The following is a 15,986-nucleotide window of genomic DNA, read 5'->3' as shown; positions in this document are numbered from 1 at the left end:
TGAGTACAAGTAATTAGCGTTTGCTGTTGGACAATTGTCCTTCAGCTATTCTATCGGACCGTTTAGCTTACAGCAAATTGGTAATAATTAGAATCGGAGCGATACAATGGTTTGGGAATATTTAGGTTATTTTGCGTCAGCATTGCTCGTTGCTTCGTTAATGATGGAAGATGTCACTAAATTACGTTGGTTTAATTTAGCTGGCTGTATTTGTTTTACCTTGTATGGTTTGGCTATTTCAGCTTGGCCGGTAGCTTTTACCAATGGCTTACTTTCCTTCGTAAATATTTATCACTTAATTAAATTAGCAAAGAAAAAATCAACGACAGCTGATACTAAAGCAGACAGCTAAAAAGCTTCAATATTTAGAATTCAGAGCGCAGCATCAAGACTCTGAATTCTAAACGCTCTTTATACTTACTTTTGTTGGTATTTTAATTTACCCGCCAGCCAGGTTTGTTCAACTTGAGTGTGGTAAATATCGCTCAGTGGCGCTTTAAAATAATTAGTATCCACAATTATAAAGTCTGCCCACTTACCTTTTTCTAAACTACCAATTTTAAATTCTTGGTGAGCCGCATAGGCTGCATCTAAAGTAAATGCTCGTAGTGCTTGTTCGCGAGTTAACTTCTCCTCGGCAAGCCAGCCACCTTTTGGTGCACCATCCTTATCTTGGCGTGAAACTGCGGCGTATAAACCATGAAACGCGTTTGCTAACTCAACTGGAAAATCTGAACCCGCCGCTACGCGAGAACCCTGCTTTAAAAATGTTTGCCATGCATAAGCGCCCGCTAAGCGCGTTTTACCAAGGCGATCTTCCGCCATATGCATATCAGATGTGGCATGCACTGGTTGCATTGAAGGAATAATAGCGAGTTGTTTAAAGCGTTTAATGTCATTTGGCTCAACAATTTGCGCGTGCTCCATACGATTTCTAAGTAGTTTACCGCCACTTTTAGCGTAAACTTTTTCATAAGTGTCGAGTACCACACGATTTGCTCTATCACCAATGGCATGCGTATTTACGCTAAACCCAGCTTTAAACGCCTGAGTAAATACGTTTTCTAACTCATCTTTGCTCATTAGCATTAAGCCTTTGTGGCCAATACGGTCTTGATAGTCTTCAAGTAACGCAGCCCCGCGACTACCTAACGCACCATCCGAATACACTTTTATACTGCGGATCGCCAACATGTCGTTATCATCAAACTTTTTGCCAGCGGCAAGTTGTTTACTTAATTCACTATCTGTTGCACTTAACATGGCATAAATGCGAATAGGTAAGGTGTTGTTAGCTGCGCGTTCTAAATAAACTTGGTAGGTTAAGTTATCAATGCCAGCATCATGTGCTGAGGTAATACCTAAACTCAGCAAATGTTCACCTGCGGCATCAAGGCGTTTATTTACTTCGGCCTTATCAACGCTTGGCATATGTTGATAAACAAGTGGCTCTGCATTATCTATCAAAATACCTGAGGGCTCGCCGTTATCTAAGCGGATAATTTCACCGCCGCTAGGTGCTTGTGTATCTTTATTTATGCCCGCAATTTCGAGTGCTTTTGAGTTTACCCAAAGGGCGTGACCATCAACGCGTGTTAGTGCAACAGGTCTGTCGCTCACTATCGCATCGAGATCTTTGGCGGTAGGAAATACCTTACTAGGCCAGTTTTCTTGGTTCCAACCGCGGCCAATCACCCAACCATCGGTTTGGTTTGCGTATTCTTCTATGCTCTTTAGCGCATCTTTCAATGAGCTACTACTGCGTAAATCAAGTTGGCTTTGATTTTTACCAAGGCCGATAATGTGGCCGTGCGCATCGATTAGGCCTGGTAGTAAGGTTTTACCTTCTACATCGATTTTCTCAGCAGGACTATAAGTTGAAATAATTGATTTATCGCCTGTTGCGACGACTTTCCCGTCTTTAATAACTAAAGTAGAAAATTCGTGAACGCCTTTATTTTGCTTGAGCGTATAACCTTTTGCATTGTGGAAAATGGTGTAATCAGCAAAGGCAAATGGCGTAAAGCTAGCCAAGCTAACACTCACTGCTAGTAGGGCACGTTTTAATTGTTTTTTTGTTGTCATTGTTATTCTCACGCTAAGTGTGTGTATTGAGAATAACAAAGTTAAAACAAATAAATAACCTAAGATTTAGATTACAAATTTGCAAAGCATGCTTGCGGTAATTTAAGTGTGTTTCTCATATAGTTAGCACGCAATTTCACTACTTATGTGCTAAAAAAAGCTGATCTAATGAAAAGAATTTAACGCCACGAACCGCTTGATCGGGCGTTAAATTAAGTGTGACTGGTGAAAGTCACACAGTCGAGGGTTATCGGTTTAATAACTGTTGTGGTGTTTTAATTTGGGCGTTTATGGCAACTAATAACGATGCTAATTTTTGCTCGTTTTCGCAGTTGGTTGTCCAAAGTACAGCGGGTAAATTAAGTTGTTGAGCCAGCTTTAATGCCGTTTCAATGATGTAGTTAAGCGAGTTTGTACAACTAGCAACACCTTTAGCAACAAGGTCATAGCAGTTAATACATACGGCTTGCCAAAGCTCTTGTTCAACGATAATCGCGCTATTTAAAGAGGCTAGGTTTAAGTTATTGTTTGAATCGGTTTGCATTACATATCTACTTCACAACTAATACAATAACTTTATATCGTTTATCGCAATAAAAACTTGAGAAGTTATTTTCAAAAATATCGGTAAGGTAACCAACTTATTCTTAATAATTAGCGGGTTAACGGCTTTATAGTTAACCCTTAAACGTTACTAAAAACTCAACGCCTTGGTTTTTATTGGTAGCTGTAATGGTTGCGCCGTGGAAGTCACAAATTAAACGTGCCATATATAAACCCAACCCTAAATGCGGCTCTTTTTGTTTGCTTGATTCACGTACTGATACCATAGAATCGAATATATGATTGGCCATATCAGGCGGTAATAGCGGACCTGCGTTAAAAATACTAAATTGCGCTTTACCACTCGTGATGTGATAGTTCACTTCAATACTTGTCTCTTTCTCGGCAAAATCAACTGCATTGCTTATCAGTTTGTCGAGCAGCTGTGCAATAAATTCAGGCACCCCATTAAGTGCATAAGCTTCATCGCTAAGGGCTAAGTTGAAGTGTTTATTCGGGTAGGCAAGGGTGTAACCTTGCATACAGCCATTTATTACTTCGCTTAAATTAAATTGCTCTTTTTGGCTATTTTCAATGGCGTGCTCTAGGCGTGTTGCTTCACTCATGGTGGTGAGTATTTTGTTTAAACGCGCCACACCTTCTTTTGCGCGAGCAATATATTTTTGACTGGGTTCGTGAGTATTTTGTAGCTCAAGGCTTTCAAGAGACGAGCGTACCACAGCAACTGGCGTGCGCAGCTCATGCGATAAACGCGAGCTCATATTTTCTAAATAATGAGTGTAGCCGCCAAGGCGATTTACGATACTAGCAAAGCTGCGTGACAAGTCGCCAATTTCATCGCTAGAGAATTGTTTGTCAATTTTGCCTGTAACACGCCCTTGAGCATCAATGGCTTTTTCTGCAGCGTCGCGCAGGCGTCTGATTCGTGTTGAGATAATGGACGCGAATAAAAATAAGCTCAACGTACCAATGAGCATAATGGCTAAAATCACATTAAACAGTTTTTCGAATGCTTTGTTTCTTATTTCGCGAATACCGTTAGTGGTTTCTTCGGCAATTACAGCGCCCATTACTTGGTCGTCAATCCAAATAGGGTATGCCGCAGAAAGGATCACCGCTTTTTGATCGGGGGTTAAGCGCCATGTTGATTTTGCGTGACCATCAAGTGCTGCATTGATATGGCTGCCATCAAGCGCGGCTACATCACGGGTAATATCGGTAAATTCTGTCGCAGGGCGAGTAAGAATTTTGTAGTAAATTGGATGTAGGTATTCTTCTTCAAATTGTTCCCAACGCGATGATTTGCGCTTTTTAATGGTATCACCCCAGCCGCCATCGGCGTTTTTAATGTTGCCAGCATCGGCTAATACACGACGGTGTTGGTCGACAACAAACACACGGCTACCAGCGCGTGCCATGCCTTTAATAATTTCTTCAATTTCAGGAGAGGGCACTAAAATTGAGCCTAAGCTTTGTAACTCACTGAGGTTAGACGTGGCGATTTCGGTTAACTCGTCTTCCCCTTGGTCTTTATCTAAAATAGCAAAACCTAATTTGTTACCAAGAAGGCTTAACGGCAAGCGCAGTTCAATATTGTAGCCTTGCTCGGTTAAACGGAAGTATCCCTGAATCTGGTTAAAGGGGGTTTTTGTTTCAGCGTCGAACGCGTTTACCCAACCAGCTTGGGTGGTTGATATTAAATAGGTTTTCACCACCCCTTCGGCATTGGTAAAGGCGATTTTTAAGTGATCATTGCGCTCTAAACTAATGGTGTTTTTACCGCGCAGCACCACATCGTCATCGGTCACACTAAATTGTGCATACAAGTAGTTATTATACTTACCAACCATATGTTTAAACGATATATCGGCATCGCTATGGGCATTCTTATCTTGTGTTAAATAGGCGTCGCCATAATGCCAAACGAGCGGTAAATAGGGCTGCCATTCCTGTAATTTACCATCGAGCTGAATGGGTCCCACAATGTTGTAGGCGTAGAGATCGCGGCCTTTTTCAACTGAGTCTAAAAAGCTTGCTTGGCTGTCGAATAATTTAGGTCTGTCGTGCAGTGCTGTTGCTAAAGCGCGACTAGTAGCAACGAGGTTCTTTTCTTGCCCTAAGCGTAAAAAGTTTTCCATTTCAGCCACGTATTGGTGACCAAGCCAAGGCAGTAATAGCAAAAAGCTAGAGAGAACAACAACTTTAGTACGCAGACCAATTCTCATGGCTTATTTTGCCTCCCAGCGATAACCCATGCCATACACGGTATCGATATGGTTAAATGCGTCATCAACTTTTAAGAACTTTTTACGAATACGCTTAATATGAGAGGTGATTGTGCTGTCATCTACATAAATTTTAGCTTCATTCATTAAGTCATTACGTTGTTTTACATGACCTGGGCGAATAGCCAACGCATGCACTAACCAATATTCCGTCACGGTTAAATCAATGGTAACGCCTTGCCAAGTGACTTGCATGCGCTCTGGATCAATTACTAACTCACCGCGTTCAATTAGCTGTGCTTGCTGCTGTGGGGTATTGAGCGCCAGTTGGCGACGAAAAATTGCTGAAATACGCGCAGCTAAATGAGTAAGGCTGATGTCTTTTGTTAAGTAGTCATCTGCACCCATACGTAAACCCGATACGGTATCGATTTCGTTATCGCGGGCAGTTAAGAAAATAATCGGTAAGGTTTGGCTTTTTGCACGTAATGCTTGGCACAACATAAAACCACCATCTATTTCATCACCTAAACCAATATCAATAATCGCTAGATCGGGCAGGTTAGCTAATAACTCGTCTTGTGCGCTGATGCGATCTGCATAGCCTTTAACTAAATAACCTTGGCCTTGCAGCATATCAATATAGTTTTCGCGAATAGCGTCTTGGTCTTCAATGATGGCGATTTTTTTCATGGATTACTGATAATTACCTACTCAATAGCCGCCACTATACCGAAAAATTGCGTAAAAAATAGGGACTGAAGCCAATTGCCATTTTTTTGCCACAATTGCTCATCGCATTGCCTTTTTTCACCCCCAAAATTGCCAGAACAGCTTGTTTTAATTACTCCAACGCAAACGGTGCAGCAGCATCAACACATAAACGCAGTAAAAAAATTAAAACACATTCTTGGAGAATATTATGAAAAAAGCACTTTTAGTTTCAGTAATCGCATTAGCACTTTGCAACCCAGCAATGGCAACAGAAAAAGAATTTGAAAAAGAGCCATTAATTGGCTTTGGCGCTGGCGCAACCATGGGAGCAATTATCGGTGGTCCGGTTGGCGCAGTCGCTGGTGGTATTGTGGGGATTTTTATCGGCAAGATTGAAGGGGACAAAGTTGATATTAAAGAGCAGCAAGCTGAAATCTCAAAACAACAACAAACCATTGTTGCACTACAGCATAAAACATCAGATTACCAAGAGTTAGTTGCGTCAAAACAGCAGCTAGAATCTCAGTTAGAACGCATTGCGCAGCAGCGTATCGACAACTTACTAGCAATGTCGGTGCAGTTTCGCTCAGGCTCGGCTGACATTGAACCGCATTTTGCAGAGCAATTGATTGAACTTGCTGAAGTGATGAAACAGCAGCCAGAAATTTATCTCGACCTAAACGGATTTGCTGACCAACGCGGTGATGATGAAAACAACTTAGCACTCTCAAATAAACGTGCCGACAATGTAGCCGCATTCCTAATTAAACAAGGTGTTGACCATAACCGCTTAAGCACACATGGCTTTGGTGAAAGCCAAAGTATTGCCAAACAAAATGCAGAAGACAGCTTTGAAAGCAACGTGTTTGACCGCCGCGTAACCGTACATGCACGTATGCAAGAACAATCTCAAACCGCTAACAACCAATACTAGAGAGGGGCTAGTAATGTTACCAAAACACACAACAGGAGGTGAAAAAGAACAACAAGGTAAACGAAAAGGCGCGCATATGCGCCTTTTCATCAACCTTGCCATTCTTTTAGTTGCTTGGCTTGCCTCGGCCATATTGTTTAGCGCTAAAGTGTCGGCGCAAGGGCTTATTTTAACTAATCAGGCAGGGCAAGAAGTTGAGCAAAGCGTGCTTAAATCGACCCACCTTGATATTCAAGTAAAAGGCATGTTGGCATTTGTTGAATTAAAACAGGTCTATCAAAACCCAGCATTAGAAACGCTAAATGGCAGTTACCAGTTTCCACTGCCTGAAAATAGCGCGGTATTTGCCATGGAAATGATGCTTGATAACCGCAAAATTATTGGTGAAATTAAAGAAAAGCAACAGGCTGAAGTAATTTATAAAAAAGCCCAGCAACAAGGCCATAAAGCCGCGTTAGTTAAAAACCAAAGTGCTAATGTATTCAAAACAAAAGTGGCCAATATTGAACCGGGGCAGGAAGTTGCTGTTAAGCTGAGCTTTCAATTTCCATTAACCTATCAAGATGAAGTGTTTAGCTTGCGTTTACCCACAGTGGTTGCACCGCGCTATTTTAATAACCTTGATCTTGATGAAAATGACCCGAATAGCCATTTTCAAACGCGTTCGCAAAGCAGTTTTCAACCTAATACATTAATGGCTGAGGAGGCGCCAACTCTCGATTTTTTGCCAAACACTGTGTTAACCAGTTTCAATGCAAACAACAAGATTACTATCAATTTTGATGTGAACTTAGGCTTTGAACTCGATAGCATTTCCAGCCCAAGTCATATGTTGTCGGTAGTGCAAACCGGAAATACACAGTATCAACTGATTCCTGCACCACAAAGCTTAGTGGCAAATCGCGACTTTGATATTAAATTTGTGCCGCTTTTAACTGATCAAATTACCACGCAAGTGTTCCATGAAAATATTAATGGTGAGTCATTTTACAAAGTGATGATGATGCCGCCTAAATCGGACTTTGTGTCGCACAGTTTACCCCGCGAATTAGTGTTTGTGATTGATACATCAGGGTCGATGGCGGGCACATCAATAGAACAAGCAAAACAGGCGCTGATTTTAGCGTTGGAAAAACTCGGTACAGATGACTTGTTTAATATTGTGGCATTTGATCATCAAGTAGAACTGTTTAAACCAGAAGCAGTCGCTGCAACCTACTCGCAATTGCAAGCCGCAAAACGCTTTATTGCAGGGCTAGAAGCTGACGGTGGCACTGAAATAAATAGCGCACTAGCAGCAAGCTTTGATGGTCAATTTGATGAAACACGTGTGCGCCAAGTAGTGTTATTAACCGATGGTGCTGTAGCCGACGCTGAATCTGTGAAGGGCTTAGTAAAAAATCGCCGTGCCGATAGCAAGCTTTTTACCGTGGGGATTGGCAGTGCTCCCAATAGCCATTTAATGCGCTTATTAGCCAAGCATGGCAAAGGTGAAACCTTGTTTATTAATAACCTTGAGAACATAGCAAGCGAAGTGTCGCTGTTAAGTGACAAGTTGAGTAACCCAGCACTTCAGAATATTCGCGTGTTAAATGATATGGGCTTACCACTTGCTGAAAGTTTACCGACGGCTGATTTGTATTTTTCGTCGCCGCTGGTGGCTTATTTTAAATTAACACAAGCGGCTCAAGCGGTGCAGATTGCAGGTGATGGTTTACACGGTAAGTTCTTAAAACGGGTTTCGCTTGAAAATGCGATTGCTGCAAAAGGCATCACCCGCGCTTACGCTAAAGAACACATTAACACGCTAGATTTAGTACAAGATAAAGCTGAAATAACTAAGCTTGGTATTCGCCATGGATTATTAACACCATACACTGCCTTTATCGCGGTGGAAGAATACTTTGGTGATGTTGCTAATAAATCATTTGAAGCGCCAAATATGCTGCCGCAAGGTAGTGCGATGCCTCAAACATCAGGCAATAACGACCGTTTGCTTTGGTTAGGTATTTTATTATTAGTCGGCGGTTTTTTATTAGCCATTTGGGGGCAAAAAGAGGACTCAGAAAAATGAAGAGTAGGCGTAAATTGTTACGCCTTTTGGCGCTTTGTATTGCGATGTTAGGTTTAGTCTTAGTGTTTAAATCAAGCTATGTGTATGGCAAAGCGCAACTTGCTCAGTTTTTACTGTGGCAGGCGTGGCAAGAAAATAAAGCGGATGCCAATCGCCAGCAAAAAGCATGGTACTACGCCGATGGTTATCCGGTTGGTGAACTTATTATTGAAAACAGAGGTATTTCGCAAATTGTGCTTAATGAAGCAAGCAACCGTAACCTTGCGTTTGCCCCCGGTATTTGGCATCACCCAAGCAATAACATTTTACTTGCCGCACATAACGACACCCATTTTAGCTTTGTTAAAGAGTTAAAGCTTGGTGAAAAAATTAGCTACCAAGCACAAGGTAAAGGGCAGCAGCACTTTAAAGTAGTAAATAAATTACATGTGGATTACCGTGATTCAAACTGGCTATTAGGACTAGAAGGATATTTAGTGCTGATCACCTGCGAGCGACGCAGTAGTTTGGATTTAGTGCCAGAGGGAAGATTGGTGGTTGTGGCAGAGCCAGTGATTTAGATTTTGCGGCATGCGACACAAAGACAGCGGAAAGCCAAGGTGCAAAATACTGTCCTACTGAACTTGTTTCAGGATCTCAGAGCTCTGACTGGGAAGCTAATTATTAGCTGTAATGCAAATTAGAACGCATATTTGTCGCGCTGGCGACAGCAGCCAAAAGGGGGCTAACGCCGGCCCCCCTTTGGATTCCCCCGACGCCCCAAAATCAAACTGATTCTTCAAACACAATTTAAATGTGAACATAAACGCCATAAATCGGCATCCATGCCTCAGCATGGCTTGCTCAACCGCTTCGCTCCCTGTCTCGCATTATTCATTTAACTTGTATTTTCAGGTTTGATTAAGGGGAGGCAGGAGTGAATCTTGAAAGCTGTTTTTAAGGTTTAACGTGCACGATGCAAGACTTAACCCTAATTTTTACGCCTATTGCAATATAATTAAACAACGTACAAATATATTATGCCAATAGGAACTCCAAAGCCTATTAAATAGATTGTCGCTTGTATCCAGAATGATTCTAAATCACCTTCATTAGGACCATTGAATGGAAATTTACCGAAAGATAACGCTTTAGCAATTAGCCAACCAATCCAATACCATGGCCGTGTTATACATACATCTAGCAAATTAATAAATATTCTAAATACCCATGCTATAGGCTTTAGTATTATCTCGAAAATATCCATATATCCCTAAGGTAAAATAACGCCTAAATCAGGTGCGCCGTAGGCGTTACCTGGATTTACTTGTTAGGTTTCTGGCTCGATGCTGTCTAAATCTGTTATGCCATTGCTAACCATGAACTTTAGAATACAGTAACGAATTATTCTTTCTAATCCAGTGAATGTCGGTGCTTTCTCTAGCACTTTCGCATAATCATTGTCTGTGACAACAGGCCTGTCAAACTGGATATCTTGTAATCTTCCCCTTGGTTTTATCCAATTACCAAAAGGGGCACCAATGTGTACATACTTGCTTCGCAGATCGTAAGCTGAACCGATTCTTTTTTCTATATCGTCACTCTTGAAATGTCCGATCTCGCGTGAAGTTTCAGACTGTATGAAAAATTCATCATCTATCAATGAAGTAAGTGATTTAACGAATTTCTTTTTTATTGATAAAAGTCTCTTTGAAATATGCCTAGTAATTTTATCACCATTTGGCATCTGTGTTCTTATTTCAGCAAGGTAATTTAGCGTAACAGCATCTAAAACATCTTCTTGCTCATAAGAGTAATGACTCGAAATAATTTCACCTGAAGTTATAAGGTGAAGGTATGCAACTTCAGGGTCGGATTCGATTGTTTGTATGGCTTGGCAGTAAAACTTACAAGCTGCAAAGAGTTTAGCCTTAAAATCTGGGTCTATTTCTCGACTCAAGAGCAGTTTATCAACTGCTTTGAAGTGCTCTAAGTTTAATGGAACGCTAAAGCACCTTCTTGCTTTATGAGAATTAAAAGGCAGTTTATGGTTACAGATGTGATTATAAACGGTTAGATCAGGAGTGTTAAAAAAGCCACTTCCTTCAAGAAGGCCATGAGAGTCAAACCGCTTTCCATATAAGACTGATAGCAATGAACAAACTATTTCTCCAATATGTGAATAATCTGGGACTACGACACCGGCTGCCTTTTCATAACCTCCAGTTTGGAAAGCCAAAACGAATGCTGAACGCGAAACAGGATTTTCTTCTTCACGGATGAGTCCATTAGAATTGGAGAAATGCTGCCATGCATGAGATATCAAAAGATCGTCGTTTTCGTAGCAACCAACGAACCTGCTTGTGCTTGAAATCAAGATTTTATGGATTGTTTCATCCGGCATTAACGGATGTCTTTCATTGCTCATAAGAAACTCGATGCATGGGGAAACCTAACAATTTAATATCGACCCATTGGGTCGTTTTTCTACCGAGCCATGGGTTATTTTTATCATTGTACCAGTTCTATCATACTAACTAACTTGTTGCTACAGATATACTTTTAATCATTTTAGAAATTATAAACAGGATAAAAACGACCAAATGGGTCGTTTTCTTGAACATCGGAGAAACACAAAGCAACTGAACATAAAATCAGTGCTGAAAAATAATTTTATAGTGACCGTCGAGGGTTCATTGCTGCCGGATACATAATTAAATTCATAGCTTATTTCCTCGTAGACCCCAGACTATGTAAAAGCCGATTTTGACCAAACCGTTACGCTTTAAAATTCATCCATGAAGCTTGGTTCCATCGGTCATCCATGACCTCACTTCCTCAAACTGCGAAGCGTTGCTTCGGTCTTTCGTCACCCCATTAATCAAACCTGAAAAAGTGGCTTAAATGAATAATGCGAGACAGGGAGCGAAGCGGTCGAGCAAGTCATGCTGAGGCAGGGAAGCCGATTCATGGCGTTTATGTTCATATTTAAGACACGTTGAAGATAAGTTTGATTTTGGGGCGCCGAGGGATTCCAAAGGGAGACCGGCGATAGCCTCCCTTTGGCTGCTGTCGCCAGCGCGACAAATAGCGTATCGAAAATTATTGAACGCTAAGATTGACTCTAAAAATTACTACTTATTAGAAACCTCTACCGGCATGGTATCCATTTGCGGCTCCATATCCTCGTGTGGTTTTGGCTTATGGCGCTGGGCAATAATAACCCCAATAAACACACAGCCAATGGCGAGCCACTGTTGCCATGCCAAGAACTCGTTGAGAAGTAATGACGCCAGTAACAAGGTGAATACAGGGATAAGATTTGAAAATGCAGCGGCAGTTAATACCGATACTTTTGAAATGGCATAGTTATACATGCCGTAGCCACCTAGGGTTACAAATGAGCCTAAGTAGATAATAGCAGCGATGCCTTCTATCGACATTTCAGTTGGTATTTCGACAAAAAACAAAAATGGCGTAAAAAATAAGGTGCCACTAATGCCTTGTAAGGCAATCAAGCTAAGCGGCGAGTAGCGGTGAGCTAAATGTTTTACGCACACTGCATAAATAGCGGCGCATACCATGGCCAAAAACTCTAAAAAGTTACCTAAAATTGGATTGGGTGCGGCGCTGGTATCGGGCGATACAAGGGTAAGCGCAATTCCCCCCACAATACAAAAAACAAACCCGGTGATGATGGATTTAGATAAATATTCTTTCAGCATAAAAAACGCCAAAATCGCTACGATAAGTGGAAAGCAGCTCACAATGACACCCGCTTGGCTCGCCGAAGTGTATTCAAGGGCATAGCCTTCAAACAAAAAGTATAAGCAAGGTTCGGCAAGAGACATACCGAGCAGGTATTTCCAATCACCTTTTTGATAATTAAATTTTTTCACATAGCGCCAAAGCAGCATGCACAGACTAAATGTGGTGAGCATTCGCAGAAAAATTACTACCGCGGGGTGGTATAAATCAATGGCGTACTTTAAGGCAATAAACGAGCTTCCCCACAAAAATGTGGCGATCAGTAAACATAAACTAGCGGGCATAAACACTACTCAAATTTAAGGGGCAGTGAATTTTAACAGGGTAATAAGCACTGTGCGATAAGTGTCGACCAAAGAATAGCAGATTACCAAAGTGCAAAATTTTATGCTGTCATGGATTAGATTTTCTTATTTAAATTTGGTTGATTGGGTTGTTTGCATGATATTTTTTTGTGTGAGACCATTTTACCCTTGTTGATTTTCTCAGCTTTGATATAACAAAGACACTGGCCCGTCGTTTAGGGTATGGGGAATGAGTGAAACAAGTCAAACAATCGTAGTAAAGCTGGGTACAAGTGTATTAACCGGTGGCAGTTTTACCTTAGATAAAGCGCATATGGTTGAATTAGTGCGCCAGTGTACCCAATTAAAAAAGAAAGGGCACAAAATTATTTTGGTTTCGAGCGGTGCGGTTGCCGCGGGAAAAGAGCATTTACATTTAAGTTGCGACTTAAGCAATGTGAACAATAAACAAATGCTTGCAGCCGTTGGCCAAAGCCACTTGATCCATACATGGCAAACCTTATTTAACTTATACGGTATGCATGTGGGGCAAATGTTGTTAACCCGCGCAGACTTAGACGACCGTGAGCGCTATTTAAATGCACGCGATACGCTAAAGGCGCTGATTAAACACGATATTGTGCCGATCATTAATGAAAATGATGCGGTGGCAACACAAGAAATTAAAGTTGGGGATAATGATAATTTATCGGCTTTGGCTGCCATTCTCGCTAAGGCCGATAAATTGTTGTTACTGACGGATCAGCCGGGATTATTTACCGCCGATCCGCGCGCTAACCCAGATGCCAAGTTGATTAACTTGGTCGATAAAATTGACGCTAATTTAAAAGCATTGGCAGGCGGCTCGGGTACGCATTTAGGCACCGGCGGCATGGCAACTAAACTGCAAGCAGCCGATATTGCGTGCCGAGCAGGTGTTGAAGTGATTATTGCCGCAGGCCATAAAGACAATGTCATTGTAGACGCGGCACTAGGCAAAGATGTTGGAACGCGTTTTGTAGCAACAGCGTCAGTGACAGAAAGCCGTAAACAGTGGTTAATGGCAGGGCCGCCAGCAAGCGGTGAGCTAATATTAGATGAAGGCGCTGTTCGCGCAATGAAACACTCAGGATCAAGCTTGTTAGCAAAAGGCTTGAGTGATGTGCTTGGTAAATTCGAACGCGGTGCCATGGTGAAATTATGCGACCAAAATGGGGCGCAAATAGCACGTGGCATTTGTCGTTATTCATCAAGCGATCTGGCCCAGATAAAAGGGCAACATTCCGAGCAAATCAATCAATTGCTCGGTTACGACTACGGGGCGGTGGTGATTCACCGCGATGATTTAGTACTTTTTGGAGGATTAACGTGATTACGCAATTAGCACAGCAGGCAAAGTTAGCAAGTTTTGATCTCGCTGTGGCGACAACAGCACAGAAAAATACAGCATTAGAAAATATTCGTTCCATCATTTTAGAAAATGCCGAACAAATCGAGCAAGTAAACCAACGCGATATTAACGCAGGTAAAGAAAATGGCTTAACCGAAGCCTTGCTTGATCGTTTGTTATTAAATAAAGAACGCATTTTAGGCATTGCCGATGATATTCAAAGTTTAATCGCAATGGATGACCCTGTTGGCGGTGAATATGATGGAAAAGCGCTTGAAAATGGCCTGCGCTTAAAAAAACAAATTGTGCCATTAGGTGTGGTAGGCGTTATTTATGAAGCGCGCCCCAATGTTACTTTAGATATCGCCTGTTTATGTTTAAAAACCGGTAACGCCAGTATTTTACGCGGCGGTAAAGAAACACTTAATACTAACACTTACTTAGTTGAATTAATTGGTAAAGCGCTTATTGATGCCGGCATTAATAAAGATGCAGTGCAATTAATTACCAACCCAGATCGCGTTTTAGTGCTTGAGCTTTTAAAGCAAGATAAGTACATCGATATGATTATTCCGCGCGGTGGCGATACGTTGCAAAAGGTTTGCGTGGAAAACAGCACAATACCGGTGATCACTGGCGGTATTGGTATTTGTCATTTATATGTTGATGCTTCTGCTGATTTGCAAAAAGCGTTGGATGTTATTGAAAACGCTAAGGTACAGCGCCCAAGTGTGTGTAATGCGCTTGATACTGTGCTTATGGATGAATCAATTGCAAAGCAGTTAGTGCCATTATTAGCACAACGTTTAGAGCAAGTGACACTTAAAGGCTGCGAACGAGCAGCTGCGCTTAGTGAGCGTGTTAGCCGAATTGCTGATGGTGAGTACAGCAAAGAATGGTTAAGCCTAACGCTTGGCATAAAAGTAGTGGATGATATTAACCAAGCGATAATACATATTCGTGAGCATTCATCAGGTCACTCAGATGGTATTTTGTCTGAGAGTTTAAGCAACACCAATAAGTTTGTTGCAGCGGTAAATTCTGCGGCGGTATATGTAAATGCGAGCACGCGCTTTACTGATGGCTCGCAGTTTGGTTTAGGTGCTGAAGTTGCGGTATCAACACAAAAACTGCATGCCCGTGGGCCGATGGGTTTAGAGGCACTAACCACCTATAAATGGGTAGGTGAAGGTGATTACCTTATTCGCCAATAAGCTGAATAATAAAATCCCACCCCCTGTGGTGGGATTATTTTGTATGGTGGGTATGTATTTAGTGTCGGATGCTGAATTTACATTTGAGATTATTCGCACAGTTAATTTTAAACTGTTTGTGCTTGCCGTTTTGCTTGGGGTAGCGATTTTACTTGGCAGTTGGTTAAGTTTGTTAGGTGTTGTGGCATTTATGCTGTTTATTGAGCGCTTTCAAATTAAACCAGAAGAAGCCGCGTTAACCGAGCGCTTTGGTGAGCAGTTTACCCAGTATAAAAAACACGTTCGCCGTTGGTTATAAGTAAGACTCCCCTTACTTCGGACTAACCTTTATTCGTTCCAACATTTACAGTAGAATGCCGCCAAATTGATTGGAGGTTGTATGAAGTTTGTTCGTTGGCTATTAGGCCGCATTATTTTATTTTTTGATTTTATTACAACACCACGAGGTGTTAAGCGCGATGCACAGCTGCAAGCTGAAATTGACGCAAAAACCCAAAACCTAAGCTTATATCAATTCAAAGCGTGCCCGTTTTGCGTAAAAGTACGCCGCGCAATGAAGCGCAACAGCTTAAACATTGAATTACGCGATGCAAAAGCTGAAGGTATTCACCGTGAAACACTTGCGGCAGAGGGCGGTAAAGTAAAAGTGCCGTGCTTACGTATTGAGCAAGACGACAAAGTAACATGGCTTTATGAGTCTAACGATATTATTGCCTTTTTAGAAAATGAAGTAGCCAAGAAAGCTGCTTAATTTT

Annotated in this window: 14 protein-coding genes; 8 read left to right on the top strand and 6 right to left on the bottom strand. The window is 41.6% G+C overall.

Going from position 1 to position 15,986, the window contains the following annotated elements:
• The first annotated feature begins 106 nt into the window (after nucleotides 1–106).
• The gene (locus ACHSBP_RS20905; RefSeq protein WP_010560983.1) at nucleotides 107–352 is read left to right on the top strand and encodes a YgjV family protein; all 246 of its coding nucleotides are present in this window, start codon (nucleotides 107–109) and stop codon (nucleotides 350–352) included.
• Between the two features lie 65 nt (nucleotides 353–417).
• Here the strand turns inward: ACHSBP_RS20905 and ACHSBP_RS20900 are convergent, their stop codons facing one another.
• From ACHSBP_RS20900 to pdsR, 4 genes are all read right to left on the bottom strand, one after another.
• Nucleotides 418–2,085, bottom strand: a complete 1,668-nt coding sequence (locus ACHSBP_RS20900) for an amidohydrolase (protein WP_010560982.1) — start codon at nucleotides 2,083–2,085, stop codon at nucleotides 418–420.
• Between the two features lie 247 nt (nucleotides 2,086–2,332).
• Nucleotides 2,333–2,629, bottom strand: a complete 297-nt coding sequence (locus tag ACHSBP_RS20895) for a hypothetical protein (protein ID WP_010560981.1) — start codon at nucleotides 2,627–2,629, stop codon at nucleotides 2,333–2,335.
• A gap of 133 nt (nucleotides 2,630–2,762) precedes the next feature.
• Nucleotides 2,763–4,874, bottom strand: coding sequence for a proteobacterial dedicated sortase system histidine kinase (pdsS, locus tag ACHSBP_RS20890; protein WP_395390333.1), 2,112 nt, complete (start codon nucleotides 4,872–4,874; stop codon nucleotides 2,763–2,765).
• Nucleotides 4,875–4,877: 3 nt separating this feature from the next.
• Nucleotides 4,878–5,567, bottom strand: a complete 690-nt coding sequence (gene pdsR, locus ACHSBP_RS20885) for a proteobacterial dedicated sortase system response regulator (protein ID WP_395390332.1) — start codon at nucleotides 5,565–5,567, stop codon at nucleotides 4,878–4,880.
• 229 nt (nucleotides 5,568–5,796) lie between these two features.
• Here pdsR and pdsO point away from each other — a divergent pair, with 229 nt between their 5' ends.
• From pdsO to ACHSBP_RS20870, 3 genes are read left to right on the top strand one after another with little or no spacing between them, the layout of a single operon-like run.
• The gene (gene pdsO, locus ACHSBP_RS20880) at nucleotides 5,797–6,522 is read left to right on the top strand and encodes a sortase-associated OmpA-like protein PdsO (protein WP_395390331.1); all 726 of its coding nucleotides are present in this window, start codon (nucleotides 5,797–5,799) and stop codon (nucleotides 6,520–6,522) included.
• A gap of 13 nt (nucleotides 6,523–6,535) precedes the next feature.
• Nucleotides 6,536–8,596, top strand: coding sequence for a VIT domain-containing protein (locus ACHSBP_RS20875; RefSeq protein WP_395390330.1), 2,061 nt, complete (start codon nucleotides 6,536–6,538; stop codon nucleotides 8,594–8,596).
• On the top strand, nucleotides 8,593–9,156 hold the full coding sequence (locus tag ACHSBP_RS20870; protein ID WP_010560976.1) for a sortase domain-bontaining protein: 564 nt from the start codon (nucleotides 8,593–8,595) through the stop codon (nucleotides 9,154–9,156). The genes ACHSBP_RS20875 and ACHSBP_RS20870 overlap by 4 nt, the downstream gene beginning before the upstream one ends.
• Nucleotides 9,157–9,905: 749 nt before the next feature.
• On the opposite strand, the gene ACHSBP_RS20865 is transcribed toward ACHSBP_RS20870, so the two are convergent.
• Together ACHSBP_RS20865 and ACHSBP_RS20860 are read right to left on the bottom strand one after the other, a co-directional pair.
• Nucleotides 9,906–11,003: a HEPN domain-containing protein gene (locus ACHSBP_RS20865; protein ID WP_148665222.1), complete on the bottom strand. Its 1,098-nt coding sequence runs from the start codon at nucleotides 11,001–11,003 to the stop codon at nucleotides 9,906–9,908.
• A 706-nt stretch (nucleotides 11,004–11,709) separates the two neighbouring features.
• The gene (locus ACHSBP_RS20860; RefSeq protein ID WP_395390329.1) at nucleotides 11,710–12,627 is read right to left on the bottom strand and encodes a DMT family transporter; all 918 of its coding nucleotides are present in this window, start codon (nucleotides 12,625–12,627) and stop codon (nucleotides 11,710–11,712) included.
• Between the two features lie 250 nt (nucleotides 12,628–12,877).
• On the opposite strand from ACHSBP_RS20860, the gene proB reads away from it, so the two are divergent.
• The 4 genes from proB (at nucleotide 12,878) to ACHSBP_RS20840 (ending at nucleotide 15,982) form a co-directional block, all read left to right on the top strand.
• The gene (proB, locus tag ACHSBP_RS20855) at nucleotides 12,878–13,999 is read left to right on the top strand and encodes a glutamate 5-kinase (protein ID WP_010560972.1); all 1,122 of its coding nucleotides are present in this window, start codon (nucleotides 12,878–12,880) and stop codon (nucleotides 13,997–13,999) included.
• Nucleotides 13,996–15,231 (top strand): glutamate-5-semialdehyde dehydrogenase, encoded by a 1,236-nt coding sequence (locus ACHSBP_RS20850; protein ID WP_010560971.1) that lies wholly within the window; start codon nucleotides 13,996–13,998, stop codon nucleotides 15,229–15,231. The genes proB and ACHSBP_RS20850 overlap by 4 nt, the downstream gene beginning before the upstream one ends.
• Nucleotides 15,209–15,529, top strand: a complete 321-nt coding sequence (locus tag ACHSBP_RS20845; protein WP_233430446.1) for an isoprenylcysteine carboxylmethyltransferase family protein — start codon at nucleotides 15,209–15,211, stop codon at nucleotides 15,527–15,529. The genes ACHSBP_RS20850 and ACHSBP_RS20845 overlap by 23 nt, the downstream gene beginning before the upstream one ends.
• 81 nt (nucleotides 15,530–15,610) lie before the next feature.
• Nucleotides 15,611–15,982 carry a glutathione S-transferase N-terminal domain-containing protein gene (locus ACHSBP_RS20840; RefSeq protein ID WP_010560969.1) on the top strand — a complete coding sequence of 124 codons (372 nt, stop codon included), beginning with the start codon at nucleotides 15,611–15,613 and terminating at the stop codon, nucleotides 15,980–15,982.
• Nucleotides 15,983–15,986 lie beyond the last annotated feature (4 nt).

It is taken from the genome of Pseudoalteromonas sp. XMcav1-K (assembly GCF_044005875.1).
Classification (GTDB): Bacteria; Pseudomonadota; Gammaproteobacteria; order Enterobacterales; family Alteromonadaceae; genus Pseudoalteromonas; species Pseudoalteromonas spongiae.
This window is presented reverse-complemented; position numbering and strand designations above follow the sequence as displayed.

Bases quoted from the DNA above. Each gene is read 5' to 3' on its own strand.
- ACHSBP_RS20860 (WP_395390329.1), bottom strand. From the start codon at position 12,627: ATGCCCGCTAGTTTATGTTTACTGATCGCCACATTTTTGTGGGGAAGC.
- pdsR (WP_395390332.1), bottom strand. From the start codon at position 5,567: ATGAAAAAAATCGCCATCATTGAAGACCAAGACGCTATTCGCGAAAAC.
- ACHSBP_RS20875 (WP_395390330.1), top strand. From the start codon at position 6,536: ATGTTACCAAAACACACAACAGGAGGTGAAAAAGAACAACAAGGTAAA.
- ACHSBP_RS20895 (WP_010560981.1), bottom strand. From the start codon at position 2,629: ATGCAAACCGATTCAAACAATAACTTAAACCTAGCCTCTTTAAATAGC.
- pdsO (WP_395390331.1), top strand. From the start codon at position 5,797: ATGAAAAAAGCACTTTTAGTTTCAGTAATCGCATTAGCACTTTGCAAC.
- ACHSBP_RS20840 (WP_010560969.1), top strand. From the start codon at position 15,611: ATGAAGTTTGTTCGTTGGCTATTAGGCCGCATTATTTTATTTTTTGAT.
- ACHSBP_RS20870 (WP_010560976.1), top strand. From the start codon at position 8,593: ATGAAGAGTAGGCGTAAATTGTTACGCCTTTTGGCGCTTTGTATTGCG.
- ACHSBP_RS20865 (WP_148665222.1), bottom strand. From the start codon at position 11,003: ATGAGCAATGAAAGACATCCGTTAATGCCGGATGAAACAATCCATAAA.
- pdsS (WP_395390333.1), bottom strand. From the start codon at position 4,874: ATGAGAATTGGTCTGCGTACTAAAGTTGTTGTTCTCTCTAGCTTTTTG.
- proB (WP_010560972.1), top strand. From the start codon at position 12,878: ATGAGTGAAACAAGTCAAACAATCGTAGTAAAGCTGGGTACAAGTGTA.
- ACHSBP_RS20900 (WP_010560982.1), bottom strand. From the start codon at position 2,085: ATGACAACAAAAAAACAATTAAAACGTGCCCTACTAGCAGTGAGTGTT.
- ACHSBP_RS20905 (WP_010560983.1), top strand. From the start codon at position 107: ATGGTTTGGGAATATTTAGGTTATTTTGCGTCAGCATTGCTCGTTGCT.